Genomic DNA, 14,855 nt, shown 5'->3' on the forward strand with positions numbered 1-14,855 from the left:
GGTGAAATTATGGATGATAAAATAATTCACGCACCAAAATTTGATACTGCAAGACGTAAAAGAAGAAAAAGAAGGCAACGTATCCAGTTGACGATATTTCTAGCGATTGTCGCAATTGTTGCGCTTATATTATTTTATATGTTTTCAAATATAAGCTACGTTAAATCAATTTCTGTAAACGATACGACAATAAACAGCTCGAAATCGATTAAAGAACAGTCGGGCATTACAAAAAATATGAGAATTTACAGTCTTGATAAAAATCAAATCGTATCACGTATCGAATACTTAGATGGTGTTAAGAGTGTAACCGTTCACCGTTATTTTCCGAATATAGTAGCGATTGAAGTTGAGGAATATAAAGTACTTGGTGTCGTAAAAGATGATGATTCGTATCATCCAGTACTTGAAAATGGGCAAATCTTACACAAAGTAAAATTTGATCGACCATCAGATGTACCAGTACTGAATAATTTCAGTTCTAAAGCGCTTAATCAACTTGTTAAAGTGCTGTCGACGAGTAAGGAAGAAATTATTAATCAAATTTCAGAAGTTAATTTCATCCCGAAGGAAGAAGCGACAAACCGTGTTCAGTTTTATATGAAAAATGGACTTGAAGTGATTGGTGATATGCGTACGATTGATGATAAGCTGAACTATTTTCCAGGTATGGCAAGTAAATTAAAGAAAGATAGCCAGGGGCGTATATTAAAACCGGGCATAATAGACCTTGAAGTTGGGGCTGTATTTATTCCATATGAATCAAAGAAGGCTGAAGCAAGAAGACTGGAACTTGAAAAAGAAATGGAAAAAAACTCTGAGAAGGATAAAGCAGAATTAGAAAAATCAGTTGAAAAACTTAAAAAAGAGTTAAATCAAATTAAATCAGAACAATAATAAGTATCAATTTTCAAAAAAAATTGTATAAAATTCATAAAATAGTTTATAGTTTTTTAAATTATGTCTATAATAAGAATAGTGTATGATTGAATAAAATGTGTTTAGGGGGTGCCTATCGATGGAAGAACATTACTACGTTTCTGTAGATATAGGTTCATCGAGTGTAAAAGTAGTGGTAGGAGAAAAGTTTCATAATGGCATTAATGTGATAGGTACAGGCCAGACTTTTACTACAGGTATTAAAAACGGAATGATAGACGACTTTGATGTCGCACAACATGCGATTAAAGATACAATTAAGAAAGCACAAATTGCATCAGGCATAGAGATAGAAGATGTTTTCTTAAAAATGCCAATCATTTATTCAGAAATTCATGATGTAGTTCATGAAATTAAGTTTGATGGCACGTCTACTGAAATTACTGGAGAACATGTCGAGGATGTATTAGATGGTATCCGTGCTAAAAACAGTGCGAAAGACATCGAAATTATCGGTGTTTATCCAAAAATGTTTAAAGTAGATGACCTGCATGAAGTGTCTGATCCGAAAGAAATGGTTGCAACTCAGAGTTTATCAGTAGATGCTGGTGTTATAACGATGGAAGGCAGCGTACTGATTAACATACTGAAATGTGTGGAAAGTTGCGGTGTTCATGTACTTGATGTATATTCTGATGCATATAACTATCAGCATATATTAACACCAACTGAAGTTGAACTAGGAACATGTGTTATTGACATCGGTGACCAGTTAACACAAGTTGCATACTATGAGCGTGGGACATTATTTGATGCAGATCATATTCCGATGGCAGGAAGTGTAATTTCAGAAGATATCGCAGAAGCTTTAAATATTTCATTTGACGATGCTGAGAAAGTAAAAGAACAATATGGGCATGCGTTTTATGACTTAGCAAGCGAACAGGACGTATTCAACGTTACGCAAATTGATGCTGAAGCACCTGTTGCTTTCAGCCAGAAAGATTTAAGTGATGTTATTGAAGGTACTGTTGAAGAAATTTTCCTTGAAGTTTTTGATTTACTACAGGAAATGGGATTAGATAAAATTAATGGTGGATTTGTTTTAACAGGTGGTTCAAGTAACTTACTTGGTATTAAAGAACTACTTACGGATATGGTAAGTGAAAAAGTAAGAATTCATGTTCCACAGCAGATGGGGATAAGAAAGCCTGAATTTACATCTGCAATTTCAACGATTAATAGTGGTATTATCTTTGATGAATTATTAGATTATGTTACAATTAATAATCATGATGTACCTTCTGAAAGTGAAGAAGTGCCGGCAGAATCTGAGCCGCGCAAAAGTGCTTTTGATGGATTATTTAAACGTAAAAAAGACACAGTTGAAAAAAGTGTGTACACTTCTAAAGAAGATACACATCAATCAGCGCAATCGTCTGAAACGATTGACAATGAAGAAGAAAAACCAAGTGTAATGAAAAAGATAATGAAATCATTATTTGATTAAAATTGGCCATTTATAATATTAGGAGGAAAAACAATGTTAGAATTTGAACAAGGCTTTAATCACTTAGCAACTTTAAAGGTAATCGGTGTAGGTGGAGGCGGTAACAACGCTGTAAACCGAATGATCGATCACGGAATGAACAACGTAGAATTTATTGCGATTAATACGGATGGCCAAGCTTTAAACTTATCTAAAGCTGAATCAAAGATTCAAATCGGTGAGAAATTAACGCGTGGACTTGGCGCTGGTGCTAACCCTGAAATTGGTAAAAAAGCAGCAGAAGAATCTCGCGAACAAATAGAAGACGCAATTCAAGGTGCGGATATGGTATTCGTAACTGCTGGTATGGGTGGCGGTACTGGTACTGGTGCAGCTCCTGTAGTTGCAAAGATTGCTAAAGAAATGGGTGCGTTAACTGTAGGTGTTGTTACACGTCCATTCTCATTTGAAGGTCGTAAGCGTCAAACACAAGCAGCAGCTGGTGTGGAAGCAATGAAAGCAGCTGTTGATACATTAATCGTAATTCCAAACGATCGTTTATTAGATATCGTTGATAAATCAACACCAATGATGGAAGCGTTTAAAGAAGCAGATAACGTTTTACGTCAAGGGGTACAAGGTATTTCTGATTTAATCGCAGTATCAGGTGAAGTAAACTTAGACTTTGCTGACGTTAAAACTATTATGTCTAACCAAGGTTCTGCATTAATGGGTATCGGTGTATCAAGCGGAGAAAACCGTGCGATTGAAGCTGCTAAAAAAGCAATTTCATCACCATTACTTGAAACATCTATCGTAGGTGCACAAGGGGTACTGATGAACATTACTGGTGGCGAATCGTTAACATTATTTGAAGCACAGGAAGCAGCAGACATTGTTCAGGATGCAGCAGATGAAGATGTAAACATGATATTCGGTACTGTAATTAACCCTGAATTACAAGATGAAATCGTAGTTACTGTAATTGCGACAGGATTTAACGATAAACCGACACGTTCAGTGTCACCAGCAAGCACATTTGGTCACTCTGCTCCAGTTCAGGAACGTGAAGTGCGTAAAGAAACGCCAGTACAGGAAACTAGAGAGCGTCAATCAAATGAAGAAGGTCTGGATGTACCGAGCTTTATCCGTGATCGTGGTTCAAGAACACGTCGCTCAAGAAGATAATAAGATTTGAACTTATAAGGAGTGGACCATTTTCGTGTTCACTCCTTTTTCATTTAGGAGGAAATAATGGATATCTTCAAACGCAAAGTAAACACATTTAACTTTAGAGATGATGAATACATCATCGGAATAACGTCTCGTAATGGTGGTGTCAGTGCATATCCAGAAGCATCATTGAATATGGCACGTTATATTAACGATCTTAGTGAGAATGTAACGGAAAACCAAAAACGTGTCGCAGCAGAAATTGATATGGATACGTCAACGTGGATTTTTCCGATACAAACACATGGCAACAATATTGAATATGTCTCTAAAAAAGATAGAGGCACGAATATTTCTCAATTAAACGAAGGTTTAAATGATTGTGATGGACTTTATACGTATAATAAAGAGGTATTATTAACAATGTGCTTTGCCGATTGTGTACCGGTATATGTTTACAGTGAAGTCGATGACTTTATTGCATTAGGACATGCTGGTTGGCGTGGAACAGTCGGTTTAATCACGGATAAGTTAATTCGAGCATATGCAGGGGATCCGCATCACCTTCACGTCGTTATCGGCCCATCTATTAACGGTGCAGCGTATTATGTGAACGAAGATATTAAACAGCAGTTTTTAAACTTAAACTTAAATTTAGAAGATTGTTTTACAGCAGTCGAAGGGGAATATGAGATTGAATTAAAGGAAATTAATAAGCGTATCGCACTAAATAGTGGTATACTCGAAAGTCACATTCATATCTCAAATTATTGTACAGCACAATCAATCGAAAATTTCTTTTCTTACAGAACTGAAAAAGGGCAGACTGGAAGAATGCTAGCATATATCGGAAAGAGGGAGAATAATGGACGTTAAACACAACTTACAGCAAATTCAGACTGAAATTCAATCTGCATTACAAAAGTCAGAACGTAATGAAGCTCCGACTATTATTGCAGTTACGAAATATGTTACAATAGACCGTGCTAAAGAAGCAGTTGACGCAGGTATTACGCATCTTGGTGAAAATAGAATAGAAGGATTTCTTGAAAAACAGAGTGCGATTACTGGTGTTTCGATGCATTTTATTGGTACACTGCAAACACGTAAAGTTAAAGAAGTGATTAATCATGTCGATTACCTACATTCTTTAGATCGCATGTCTTTAGCGAAGGAAATAAACAAACGTGCAGAAAAAACGATAAATTGTTTTGTGCAGGTGAATATAAGCGATGAAGCTTCAAAACATGGATTAAAGCAGGAAGAAGTACTTGACTTTATTCGTGCATTAGCAGATTATGAGCGTATATGTGTAGTTGGGCTTATGACAATGGCACCTATCGATGCGACAGATGAAGATTTGAGAAGTTATTTTAAAGCGCTTAAAGCACTTCAGTTAAATGTTCAGTCAGAACAGCTTCCATATGCACCATGTACGGAGTTATCTATGGGGATGAGTAATGATTATACGATTGCAGTCGAAGAAGGTGCAACGTTTATTCGCATCGGTACGAAGTTAGTCGGATAGGAGGATATTATGGCATTTAAAGATGTATTCAAAGGATTTTTTACATATGATGAAGAAGAAGTATATGTAGAGGAAACAAAGTCGGAAACACCATATAAAAAACAGGCACCTAAAGAGCCGACACAACAAAGTAAAGTCGTGCGTAAAGAAAATTTTCAAAAACAAAGTAAACCAACAGTGAAAGTGAATGAAGAAAAAGTGACGAAAGCGAATGTGGTAAATATGCATAATGATACAGTGAATGTAAGTTCAAAAGTATGTTTATTTGAGCCTCGTGTATTTTCCGATACACAGGATATTGCAGATGAACTTAAAAATCGTCGTGCAACGCTCGTTAATTTACAGCGAATTGATAAAATTTCGGCGAAGCGCATCATTGATTTTTTAAGTGGAACAGTTTATGCAATCGGTGGCGATATTCAGCGCATTGGACAGGACATATTCCTGTGCACACCGGATAATGTGGAGGTTGCAGGTTCTATAACAGAAATGCTTGATGCTCCGGAAGATGAGGGTATTGAATGAACACGTTTATGATTGTGCTATATTTATTTAAAACGATTATGACATTACTTAATATATTATACTGGGGTATGATAATATACTTTTTTATGTCATGGTTACCAGGCGCGAGAGAATCTAAAGTTGGTAGAATGATGCAGAAAGTATACGAACCAATACTTGACCCTTTTAGAAGAGTCATTCCGCCACTTGGGATGTTTGATATTTCTTCTATTGCAGCGTTAATTGTGTTTAGATTTTTTATGGTAGGACTTTCAGCCATTTTTAATTTAATTTTAAGTAACTTAATATAACATTTACCGGCCAGTAGATAGCGATCACGTGCAATAGCACTCAGTACGTAACTACAGCCGGTATATTACGTTTAAGAAAGGAAAATTATGAGTATTTATCAGCATTTCAGACAAGAAGAGATTGAAACGGTAAAGTTGCTTGAACAGCTCGTTGCACAAGCTGAAAGTCAGTATGCACCGATGTTGACACATTTCCTGGATCCTCGTCAACAATTTATACTCACAACGCTCGTAAATCGAACGGAATTACATGTCCATTTTTTTGGAGGCAGTGGGGAACGAGAGCGCATGCGTGCATTAATTTATCCGTATTATTACGTTCTTCAGGATGAAGATTTTGAAGTCAGTGCATTTCAAATAAAGTATGCTGAAAAATTTGTGACGTTAACACATCGTAATGTTTTAGGTGCGTTAATGCAACTCGGATTCAAACGTGAATACCTTGGGGACATTATAATAGGTGATACGATTCAAATCGTTATTGCAACGCATTTAAACGAATATATTAAGCAGCATTTAACGAAACTAAAAAGTTCATCTGTAAAACTCATTCAAATTGATCCAAATGCATTGACGAATCCTGTAGAGACGTATCAATCATTTGATGCAACAGTTTCAAGTTTAAGGCTTGATAATATCATTTCTGAAATGATGCGAAAATCAAGAGCTGTTGCTCAAAAACATATTGAAGCAGGCAAAATTAAAGTAAATCATGTTATAATAGACAAAGTAAGTTTCGTACTTGAATCTGGCGATACGATTTCTATTAAAGGATATGGTCGTGCGCAACTTATTGAAATTGGTGATTTAACGAAGAAACAAAAATATCGCATTACATATAAAACATTATTCAACTAATTTATGAGGTGGAAATATGAAATATAGTCCTGAAGAAATTAAGTTAAAGCAATTTAATGTCGTTCATAAAGGATTAAATGAAAATGAAGTCAGAAGTTATCTTGAAGAATTAAGCAATGAACTAGAAACATTAAGACGTGAGAAAAAAATGCTTGAGCAATTGATTGCTGATAAAGATGAAAACATCAATCGCTTCAAAAGCGTGGAAAATACAATCTCTGAATCTATTTTAGTGGCACAACGCGCAGGAGATGAAATAAAAGCTGCTGCCGGCATGCAGGCAGATGTTATTATTAAAGATGCAAAAAGCCATGCAGACGTTATCGTTAACGATGCGATGCAAAAAGCACGTGAAATCGCATACCAGACAGAAGATATGAAACGTCAGTCAAAAATTTTCAGATCGCGTTTTCAGTTGCTTGTACAGGCACAGCTTGATCTGCTGAAAAATGAAGACTGGGATTACTTACTGAACTATGACCTTGATACACGTCCTTTAGAAGAGAACCAACAACTGCAAGCTGATGAACAAATTACAGAAAATCAAGGTGGCGGTTCATTAACAGAAAATGAAAGTTCAAAAAACTAACACTTACGTTTTTTAATATTTCATGTTAATATTATGATTAACAAATACGCAGAACCGGATTAACGACGCATTATGAAAGCGAACGAGGGATAGTGAGAGCCTCGACATAATGACTTTAATCAGATCAGTCTGCAATTAAAAAAATACAATAAATTTAAAGTGAGCTCTGTATGAGTTAATCCAGGTGGTACCGCGGCAATTGTCGTCCTGATTAATGATTATGTGCTCACTTTTTTTATTAAAGGAGAATGGATATGAACTATAAAGATACGTTATTAATGCCAAAAACTGATTTTCCGATGCGTGGAGGTCTTCCGAATAAAGAGCCTCAAATTCAGGCAGAATGGGAAGATAAAGATTTATACAAAAAAATTACTCAAAAAAACGAAGGTAAAACGCCTTATATTCTTCATGATGGACCACCATATGCAAATGGCCAGATTCATATGGGACATGCATTAAACAAAATTATTAAAGACTTTATCGTGCGTCATAAATCAATGACAGGATATTATACACCATTTGTTCCGGGTTGGGATACGCATGGACTTCCGATTGAAACGGCATTAACGAAAAAAGGCGTTGATCGTAAATCAATGTCTGTTGCTGAATTCCGTGAACTTTGTCGTCAATATGCATTAGAACAAGTTGATATGCAGCGTAATGATTTCAAACGTCTTGGATTAAACGGAGACTGGGCAAATCCTTACATTACATTACAGGAAAAGTTTGAAGCTGAACAAATTCGCTTATTTGGTGAAATGGCTGCTAAAGGATATATTTATAAAGGAAAAAAACCAGTTTACTGGTCACCTTCAAGTGAATCATCATTAGCTGAAGCAGAAATTGAATACCAGGATAAAGTATCACCATCAATTTATGTTCTTTTTGATGTGTTAGATGGCAAAGAAAAAGTAGATGCACATGCAAAATTCGTTATTTGGACGACAACACCATGGACGTTGCCAGCAAACGTTGCAATCGCATTAAATAAAGATTTAGATTACGTACAAGTACGTGTCAATGATGCGTCTTATATCGTAGCACAAGCTTTACTTGATAATGTATGTGAAGCGGTTGGTTGGGATAAAGAAAGCGTACAAATTGAAAAATCATTTAAAGGTTCTGAATTAGAATTCGTAAAAGCACGTCATCCTTTTATCGACCGTGAATCATTAGTAATTTTAGGTGATCACGTTACTACAGATGCAGGTACAGGTTGTGTACATACAGCTCCTGGACACGGGGAAGATGACTTTATCGTAGGTCAGAAATATGAATTAGACGTTATTTCACCAGTAGATGAAAAAGGTGTATACACGAGCGAAGCTGGAGAGTTCGAAGGCATGTACTATGATAAAGCGAATAAAGTAATCACGGAGAAACTTGAAGCGTCAGGTCATTTATTGAAGCTTGATTTCTTCAAACACTCGTACCCACATGATTGGAGAACGAAAAAACCTGTAATTTTCCGTGCGACACCACAATGGTTTGCATCAATTAACAAAGTACGTCAAGATATTTTAAATGCGATTGAAGAAACGGAATTTAAAGTAGACTGGGGTAAAACACGTATTTACAACATGATTCGTGACCGTGGGGATTGGGTAATTTCACGTCAGCGTGCTTGGGGTGTACCGCTTCCTGTATTTTATGCAGAAAATGGCGACATTATTATGGATGAAGCAGTCATTGAACATGTTGCGAAACTAGTTGAAGCACACGGATCAAATGTTTGGTACGAAAGAGAAGCAATAGATTTATTACCAGAAGGATTCACGCATCCAGGTAGCCCAAATGGCGTCTTCACGAAAGAAACAGATATTATGGATGTATGGTTTGATTCAGGTTCATCACATCGTGGTGTATTAGAAGCGCGCCCTGAATTATCATTCCCGGCAGACTTATACTTTGAAGGTAGTGACCAGTATCGTGGCTGGTTTAACTCTTCAATTACGACAGCTGTTGCAACACGTGGGAAATCACCATATAAAAAACTTTTATCACATGGTTTCGTAATGGATGGTCAAGGACGTAAAATGAGTAAATCTCTTGGGAATACGATTCTACCTGAAAAAGTAGTGAAACAAATGGGTGCGGATATTATCCGTCTTTGGGTTATGTCTGTTGACTATTTAGCGGACGTACGTATTTCTGATGATATTTTAAAACAAGTATCTGAAGTTTACCGTAAAATCAGAAATACATTTAAGTTCTTATTAGGTAATGTCAATGACTTTAATCCTGCAACGGATAGCGTTCCATATGCTGAACTTAAAGAGATTGATCAGTTTATGCTGAATAAATTATATGCATTTATCAATAATGCACATAAACATTACGAAAATAATGACTACTTATTCATGTATCAGGAATTACAAAACTTTATTAACGTAGAATTAAGTAACTTTTACTTAGACTACGGTAAAGATATTTTATATATCGAAGGTGAAAACAGCCATATTCGTCGTAGTATGCAAACAGTTATTTATGAAGTGTTAATGTCAATGACAAAAATGTTAGCACCGATTATTCCGCACACTGCTGATGAAATCTGGAGTCATACACCTCACGTAACTGAAGAAAGTGTACATTTAGCTGATATGCCTGAAGTGAAAACAGTAGATACTGATTTAATTGCGAAGTGGGATCATTTCCTTGAAATTCGTGATGACGTATTAAAAGCAATCGAAGAAATGCGTAACGAAAAAGTTATCGGTAAATCACTTGAAGCAGCTGTATACATCCATGCAAAAGATGAAGCAGATCAAGCGCTACTAAAATCGTTTGATAATTTACATCAATTATTTATTACATCTCACGCGGAAGTTGTTGATTCACCGCAAGGTAAAGATTATCAACTGAGTAATGTACTCGTTAAACATGCTGAAGGAGAAAAGTGTGAACGCTGCTGGAATTACTCTAAAAAGTTAACAGATGCAAGCCATGCATTCCCTCATGTTTGTCCAAGATGTTTATCAGTATTAGAAGACTAGAATGAAAACCAGGAGAATTCCTGGTTTTCTTTTTTATTTTAAAAGAGTTACTTAAAACTTTTATTTATAATAACAATATTATGTAAACTATAAGTTTGAAGACGTGAAGATAATAATGTGTTAAAATAACAAAGATTGGAGTGAAAACATGAAGAAACAATATCGCGTTGTACCTATGGCAATTTTATCGTTCTTTTTTATTATATTAGATCAAGGGACAAAATATATTATCGTAAAAACGATGGACGTTGGGGACAGCATTCCTGTAATCGGAGATATTTTAAAAATTACATCGCACCGTAATTATGGTGCTGCATGGGGGATGCTGCAGAATCAAATGGTGTTCTTTTATATTATTACGGTTATCGTTTTAGTGGCATTAATTTATTTCTATATTAAGGAAGCGGGGAATCATTTATTGATGCAAACGGGACTAATGTTAATATTTGCTGGTGCTATCGGGAATTTTATTGATCGATTATTCCGTGGTAATGTCGTTGATTTTATTGATACGAAAATCATTAATTATGATTTTCCGATATTTAATGTCGCAGATAGCTGTTTAACGATTGGTGTATTCATTTTACTTTATGAACTATTATTTAACCAAAAAGAGGAGAAACAACATGGAAACATATAATTTTGAAATAAATGAAGAAGAAGTTGGGCTACGCATCGATAAATTTTTAGCAGATGCAAACCCAGATTGGTCACGCAGTCAAATTCAGGACTGGATTAAAAATGATTTAGTACTTGTTAACGGGAAAGTGATTAAATCTAATTACAAATTGCGACTAAATGATGAAATCGCAGTTACAGAAAAACCGGTAGAAGAAATCGATTTAGTAGCGCAGGATTTAGGCATTGAAATTTATTATGAAGATAAAGATGTTGCAATTGTTTACAAACCTAAAGGGATGGTTGTTCATCCTGCACCAGGGCATCCGGATGGCACGCTTGTAAATGGATTAATGTATGCGATTACGGATCTATCAGGAATAAATGGAGAAATTAGACCAGGTATCGTGCATCGTATCGATAAAGATACGTCAGGTTTATTAATGATTGCTAAAAATGACATTGCGCATCGTGGTTTAGTAGACCAACTTGTTGATAAATCAGTAACACGTAAATATACAGCACTTGTGCATGGCGTTATTCCACACGAATTTGGAACGATAGATGCGCCAATCGGACGAAATCAGAAGGATCGTCAGGAAATGGCAATTGTTGATGACGGAAAAAATGCTGTTACACATTTTAATGTACTTGAAACATTTGATAAATATACACTCGTTGAATGTGTGCTTGAAACAGGAAGAACGCACCAGATTCGTGTACATATGAAGCATATCGGATTCCCATTAGTAGGAGATCCTAAATATGGACCGAAAAAAACGATGGATATCGGTGGTCAGGCGTTACATGCTGGTGTATTAGGATTTGAACATCCTGTAACTGGAGAATATATTGAAAGAACAGCACCACTTCCTGAATACTTTGAGGAATTGTTAAGAAAGTTAAGAAAGTAAAGTGTAATTTTACTTTTATGATTGACAAATTCGTTCAGAATGTTAGTATTAATTTAAATAAATCACGTTAAGCTTTTAAATAAGTCCAGAGAGGCTTATAAGGCGTCGAGAAAACCTCACGTCTATTTGACGTGAGGTTTTTTAGGAGGAAAATGATGGATAAACGTGTAATTCTAGATGATAAAGCAATCGATAGAACTTTAACACGCATTGCGCACGAAATATTAGAGAATAATAAGGGTGCGCAAAACCTATGTTTACTCGGCATTCGAACGCGTGGTATTTATCTTGCGAAACGTATTCAGTCTAAAATTGAGAAAATCGATGGTATTACTGTACCGACCGGTGTTCTGGATGTAACACAATATCGTGATGACGTTACAGACCGCGTATCACAGGATGTGATTGCATACACGATTGATACTGATATGAACAACAAGCATGTTGTTATCGTAGATGATGTACTGTATACAGGTAGAACAGTGCGTGCATCACTGGATGCAGTGCTCGACCATGTACGTCCAAAACGTATTAGTTTAGCAACACTTGTTGATCGAGGACATCGTGAACTTCCGATTCGTGCAGACTTTATCGGAAAGAATATTCCGACTGCACTGAGTGAGGAAATCGTAGTAACGCTTGATGAAATTGACGATAAAACACAAGTATATATTAAATAATCCTTTTAAATTGGTACGAGAGACCAGCAAAGGGTTTAAGTGATTACGGACACTTAAGTCTCTTTGCATACGCAAAGAGACTTTTTTTTATAAAATGGAGGGATATTATGACAAACGAAGAGATTTATGAAAGAACAGTAGAACCAATTTTAGATGTACATGAAAAACCGAAAGCAAATGAATGGTTATTACTCAGTTCACAACATTTATTCGCAATGTTTGGAGCAACAGTTCTCGTGCCTTTCCTGACAGGTTTACCTGTTTCAGCAGCACTCATTGCATCAGGAATTGGAACATTGCTTTACATATTAATTACAAAAGGAAAGATACCTGCTTATCTCGGATCAAGTTTCGCGTTTATAACGCCTATTATTGTCGGTCTAAAAACGCATAGTTTAGGCGAAATGCTTATGGCGCTTTTCATGAGTGGATTAATGTACGTAGTGATTGGGATACTTATTAAATTTGTCGGTGTAAACTGGTTGCTGAAATTATTACCACCAGTTGTTGTAGGACCGGTTATCATGGTCATCGGACTAGGGCTTGCGCCTGTAGCTGTGAATATGGCGATGTATACGAACAGTGGAACGATGGAAGGCTACAGCGGAAAGTATTTATTCATCGCATTTGTAACGCTTTTAACGGTCATTATTTTCTCTGTTTTGGTTAAAGGGTTTTTATCGATTATTCCAGTGCTCATCGGCATTATAACAGGATATATTACAGCTTTAGCATTAGGTGTCGTTGACTTCAGTGGCATACAAAAAGCAAAGTGGTTCCAGCTGCCTGATGTGCATGTACCATTCGTAAGTTACACACCAAGTTTTGACTGGATGCTGATTTTAATTATGTTACCAATCGTGTTTGTAACTGTAAGTGAACATATCGGACACCAAGTCGTTATAAACAAAATTGTCGGACGCAACTTCTTCAAAAATCCTGGGCTTCACCGTAGTTTAATCGGTGACGGAGTTTCAACAATGGTTGCTTCAATTATCGGTGGGCCACCGAGTACGACTTACGGTGAGAATATCGGCGTACTTGCAATAACAAGAATTTATAGTGTATGGGTTATCGGAGGCGCTGCAGTCCTTGCATTAATTCTTGGGTTTGTTGGGAAATTTACTGCATTAGTATCAAGTATACCAACACCGGTTATGGGCGGTGTGTCTATACTATTATTCGGTATTATCGCGTCAAGCGGACTCAGAATGTTAGTGGAATCAAAAGTTGATTTTGGAGATAAGCGTAACTTAGTTATCGCTTCCGTCATATTAGTACTTGGTATCGGTAAAGCACATCTTGACTTCTCTTTCGGACAAATTAACTTAAATATTGAAGGTATGGCATTAGCGGCGCTTGCAGGTATTTTACTTAATGCGATATTACCGGAATCGAAAGTATACGAAGAATATTAAGGGGTGGAAAAATGAAACATCTACATTCAATAACAGCATTATCAAATCAGGATATAATGGACACGATTCATCGTGCGATTGCTTTAAAGAATGGCAAAACGCTTCATTGTGGCAATATTTTTACGGCGAATTTGTTTTTTGAGAACTCTACACGCACGAAATGTTCATTTGAAATGGCTGAAAGGAAACTTGGTTTACAAGTGATTCCGTTTGATACGAGTACTTCAAGTGTTTCAAAGGGTGAAAGTTTATATGACACATGTAAGACACTGGAGGCTATTGGTTGTGACGTGCTTGTCATTCGACATCCAGAAAATGAATATTATAAACAGCTTGAAGGTTTAAATATTCCGATTATCAATGGTGGTGATGGAAGTGGCCAGCACCCGACGCAATGTTTACTGGATCTTATGACGATTTATGAAGAATTTGGTAAATTTGAAGGATTAGAAATCATCATTTGTGGTGATATATTAAATTCTCGCGTCGCAAGAAGTAATTACTACGCGTTAACGAATCTCGGTGCTAATGTGAAATTTGTAGCCCCAGAAATTTGGCAGGATCATTCATTACCTGCCTCGTATGTGCATATCGATGATGTTATTAATAAAGTAGATGTATGTATGTTACTTCGTGTTCAGCACGAACGCCACGGAGATACAAATAAAGGTTTTTCTAAAGAAAGTTATAATGCGCAGTTCGGACTTACGAAAGCGCGTTATGATCAACTGAAGGATACTGCAATCGTTTTACATCCGGCACCAGTTAATAGAGATGTAGAAATTGATAGCGACTTAGTGGAAGCACCGAAGTCACGCATATTTAAACAGATGGAAAACGGTGTGTTTACACGTATGAGTATTTTAAGTCAAGTAATAGAAAATAATCGATAGGAGTG

Annotated in this window: 15 protein-coding genes; all 15 read left to right on the plus strand. The window is 36.3% G+C overall.

All coding sequences use genetic code 11. From position 1 onward, the window contains the following. The first annotated feature begins 9 nt into the window (after positions 1-9). Positions 10-897 (plus strand): cell division protein FtsQ/DivIB, encoded by an 888-nt coding sequence (locus LAU42_RS04400; protein ID WP_224184476.1) that lies wholly within the window; start codon positions 10-12, stop codon positions 895-897. 121 nt (positions 898-1,018) lie between these two features. Further along, positions 1,019-2,389, plus strand: a complete 1,371-nt coding sequence (gene ftsA / locus LAU42_RS04405; protein WP_224184477.1) for a cell division protein FtsA — start codon at positions 1,019-1,021, stop codon at positions 2,387-2,389. A gap of 33 nt (positions 2,390-2,422) precedes the next feature. Next, the gene (gene ftsZ / locus LAU42_RS04410; RefSeq protein WP_224184478.1) at positions 2,423-3,556 is read left to right on the plus strand and encodes a cell division protein FtsZ; all 1,134 of its coding nucleotides are present in this window, start codon (positions 2,423-2,425) and stop codon (positions 3,554-3,556) included. A 66-nt stretch (positions 3,557-3,622) separates the two neighbouring features. Next, the gene (gene pgeF / locus LAU42_RS04415) at positions 3,623-4,417 is read left to right on the plus strand and encodes a peptidoglycan editing factor PgeF (RefSeq protein WP_224184479.1); all 795 of its coding nucleotides are present in this window, start codon (positions 3,623-3,625) and stop codon (positions 4,415-4,417) included. Then, a complete protein-coding gene (locus tag LAU42_RS04420; RefSeq protein WP_224184480.1) occupies positions 4,407-5,069 on the plus strand; it encodes a YggS family pyridoxal phosphate-dependent enzyme in 663 nt (220 codons plus the stop codon). Before pgeF ends, LAU42_RS04420 begins: the two co-directional genes overlap by 11 nt. 9 nt (positions 5,070-5,078) lie before the next feature. Next, positions 5,079-5,594, plus strand: a complete 516-nt coding sequence (locus LAU42_RS04425; protein WP_224184481.1) for a cell division protein SepF — start codon at positions 5,079-5,081, stop codon at positions 5,592-5,594. Continuing rightward, positions 5,591-5,884 (plus strand): YggT family protein, encoded by a 294-nt coding sequence (locus LAU42_RS04430; protein ID WP_224184482.1) that lies wholly within the window; start codon positions 5,591-5,593, stop codon positions 5,882-5,884. The genes LAU42_RS04425 and LAU42_RS04430 overlap by 4 nt, the downstream gene beginning before the upstream one ends. An 87-nt stretch (positions 5,885-5,971) precedes the next feature. Then, complete coding sequence (locus tag LAU42_RS04435; protein WP_224184483.1) at positions 5,972-6,742, plus strand: YlmH family RNA-binding protein; 771 nt, start codon at positions 5,972-5,974, stop codon at positions 6,740-6,742. A 16-nt stretch (positions 6,743-6,758) separates the two neighbouring features. Then, positions 6,759-7,331, plus strand: coding sequence for a DivIVA domain-containing protein (locus LAU42_RS04440; protein ID WP_224184484.1), 573 nt, complete (start codon positions 6,759-6,761; stop codon positions 7,329-7,331). Between the two features lie 254 nt (positions 7,332-7,585). Next, the gene (ileS, locus tag LAU42_RS04445) at positions 7,586-10,327 is read left to right on the plus strand and encodes an isoleucine--tRNA ligase (RefSeq protein ID WP_224184485.1); all 2,742 of its coding nucleotides are present in this window, start codon (positions 7,586-7,588) and stop codon (positions 10,325-10,327) included. Positions 10,328-10,475: 148 nt separating this feature from the next. After that, the gene (gene lspA, locus LAU42_RS04450) at positions 10,476-10,967 is read left to right on the plus strand and encodes a signal peptidase II (RefSeq protein ID WP_224184486.1); all 492 of its coding nucleotides are present in this window, start codon (positions 10,476-10,478) and stop codon (positions 10,965-10,967) included. Beyond that, positions 10,954-11,859, plus strand: coding sequence for an RluA family pseudouridine synthase (locus tag LAU42_RS04455; RefSeq protein WP_224184487.1), 906 nt, complete (start codon positions 10,954-10,956; stop codon positions 11,857-11,859). Before lspA ends, LAU42_RS04455 begins: the two co-directional genes overlap by 14 nt. Positions 11,860-12,014: 155 nt before the next feature. After that, positions 12,015-12,539: a bifunctional pyr operon transcriptional regulator/uracil phosphoribosyltransferase PyrR gene (gene pyrR, locus LAU42_RS04460; RefSeq protein ID WP_224184734.1), complete on the plus strand. Its 525-nt coding sequence runs from the start codon at positions 12,015-12,017 to the stop codon at positions 12,537-12,539. 107 nt (positions 12,540-12,646) lie between these two features. Continuing rightward, positions 12,647-13,957, plus strand: coding sequence for a uracil-xanthine permease family protein (locus LAU42_RS04465; protein WP_224184488.1), 1,311 nt, complete (start codon positions 12,647-12,649; stop codon positions 13,955-13,957). A gap of 11 nt (positions 13,958-13,968) precedes the next feature. Next, the gene (locus LAU42_RS04470) at positions 13,969-14,850 is read left to right on the plus strand and encodes an aspartate carbamoyltransferase catalytic subunit (protein WP_224184489.1); all 882 of its coding nucleotides are present in this window, start codon (positions 13,969-13,971) and stop codon (positions 14,848-14,850) included. The last annotated feature ends 5 nt before the right edge of the window (positions 14,851-14,855 follow it).

The sequence above is a fragment of the Macrococcus armenti genome (genome assembly GCF_020097135.1).
In the GTDB taxonomy this organism is placed as follows: Bacteria; Bacillota; Bacilli; order Staphylococcales; family Staphylococcaceae; genus Macrococcoides; species Macrococcoides armenti.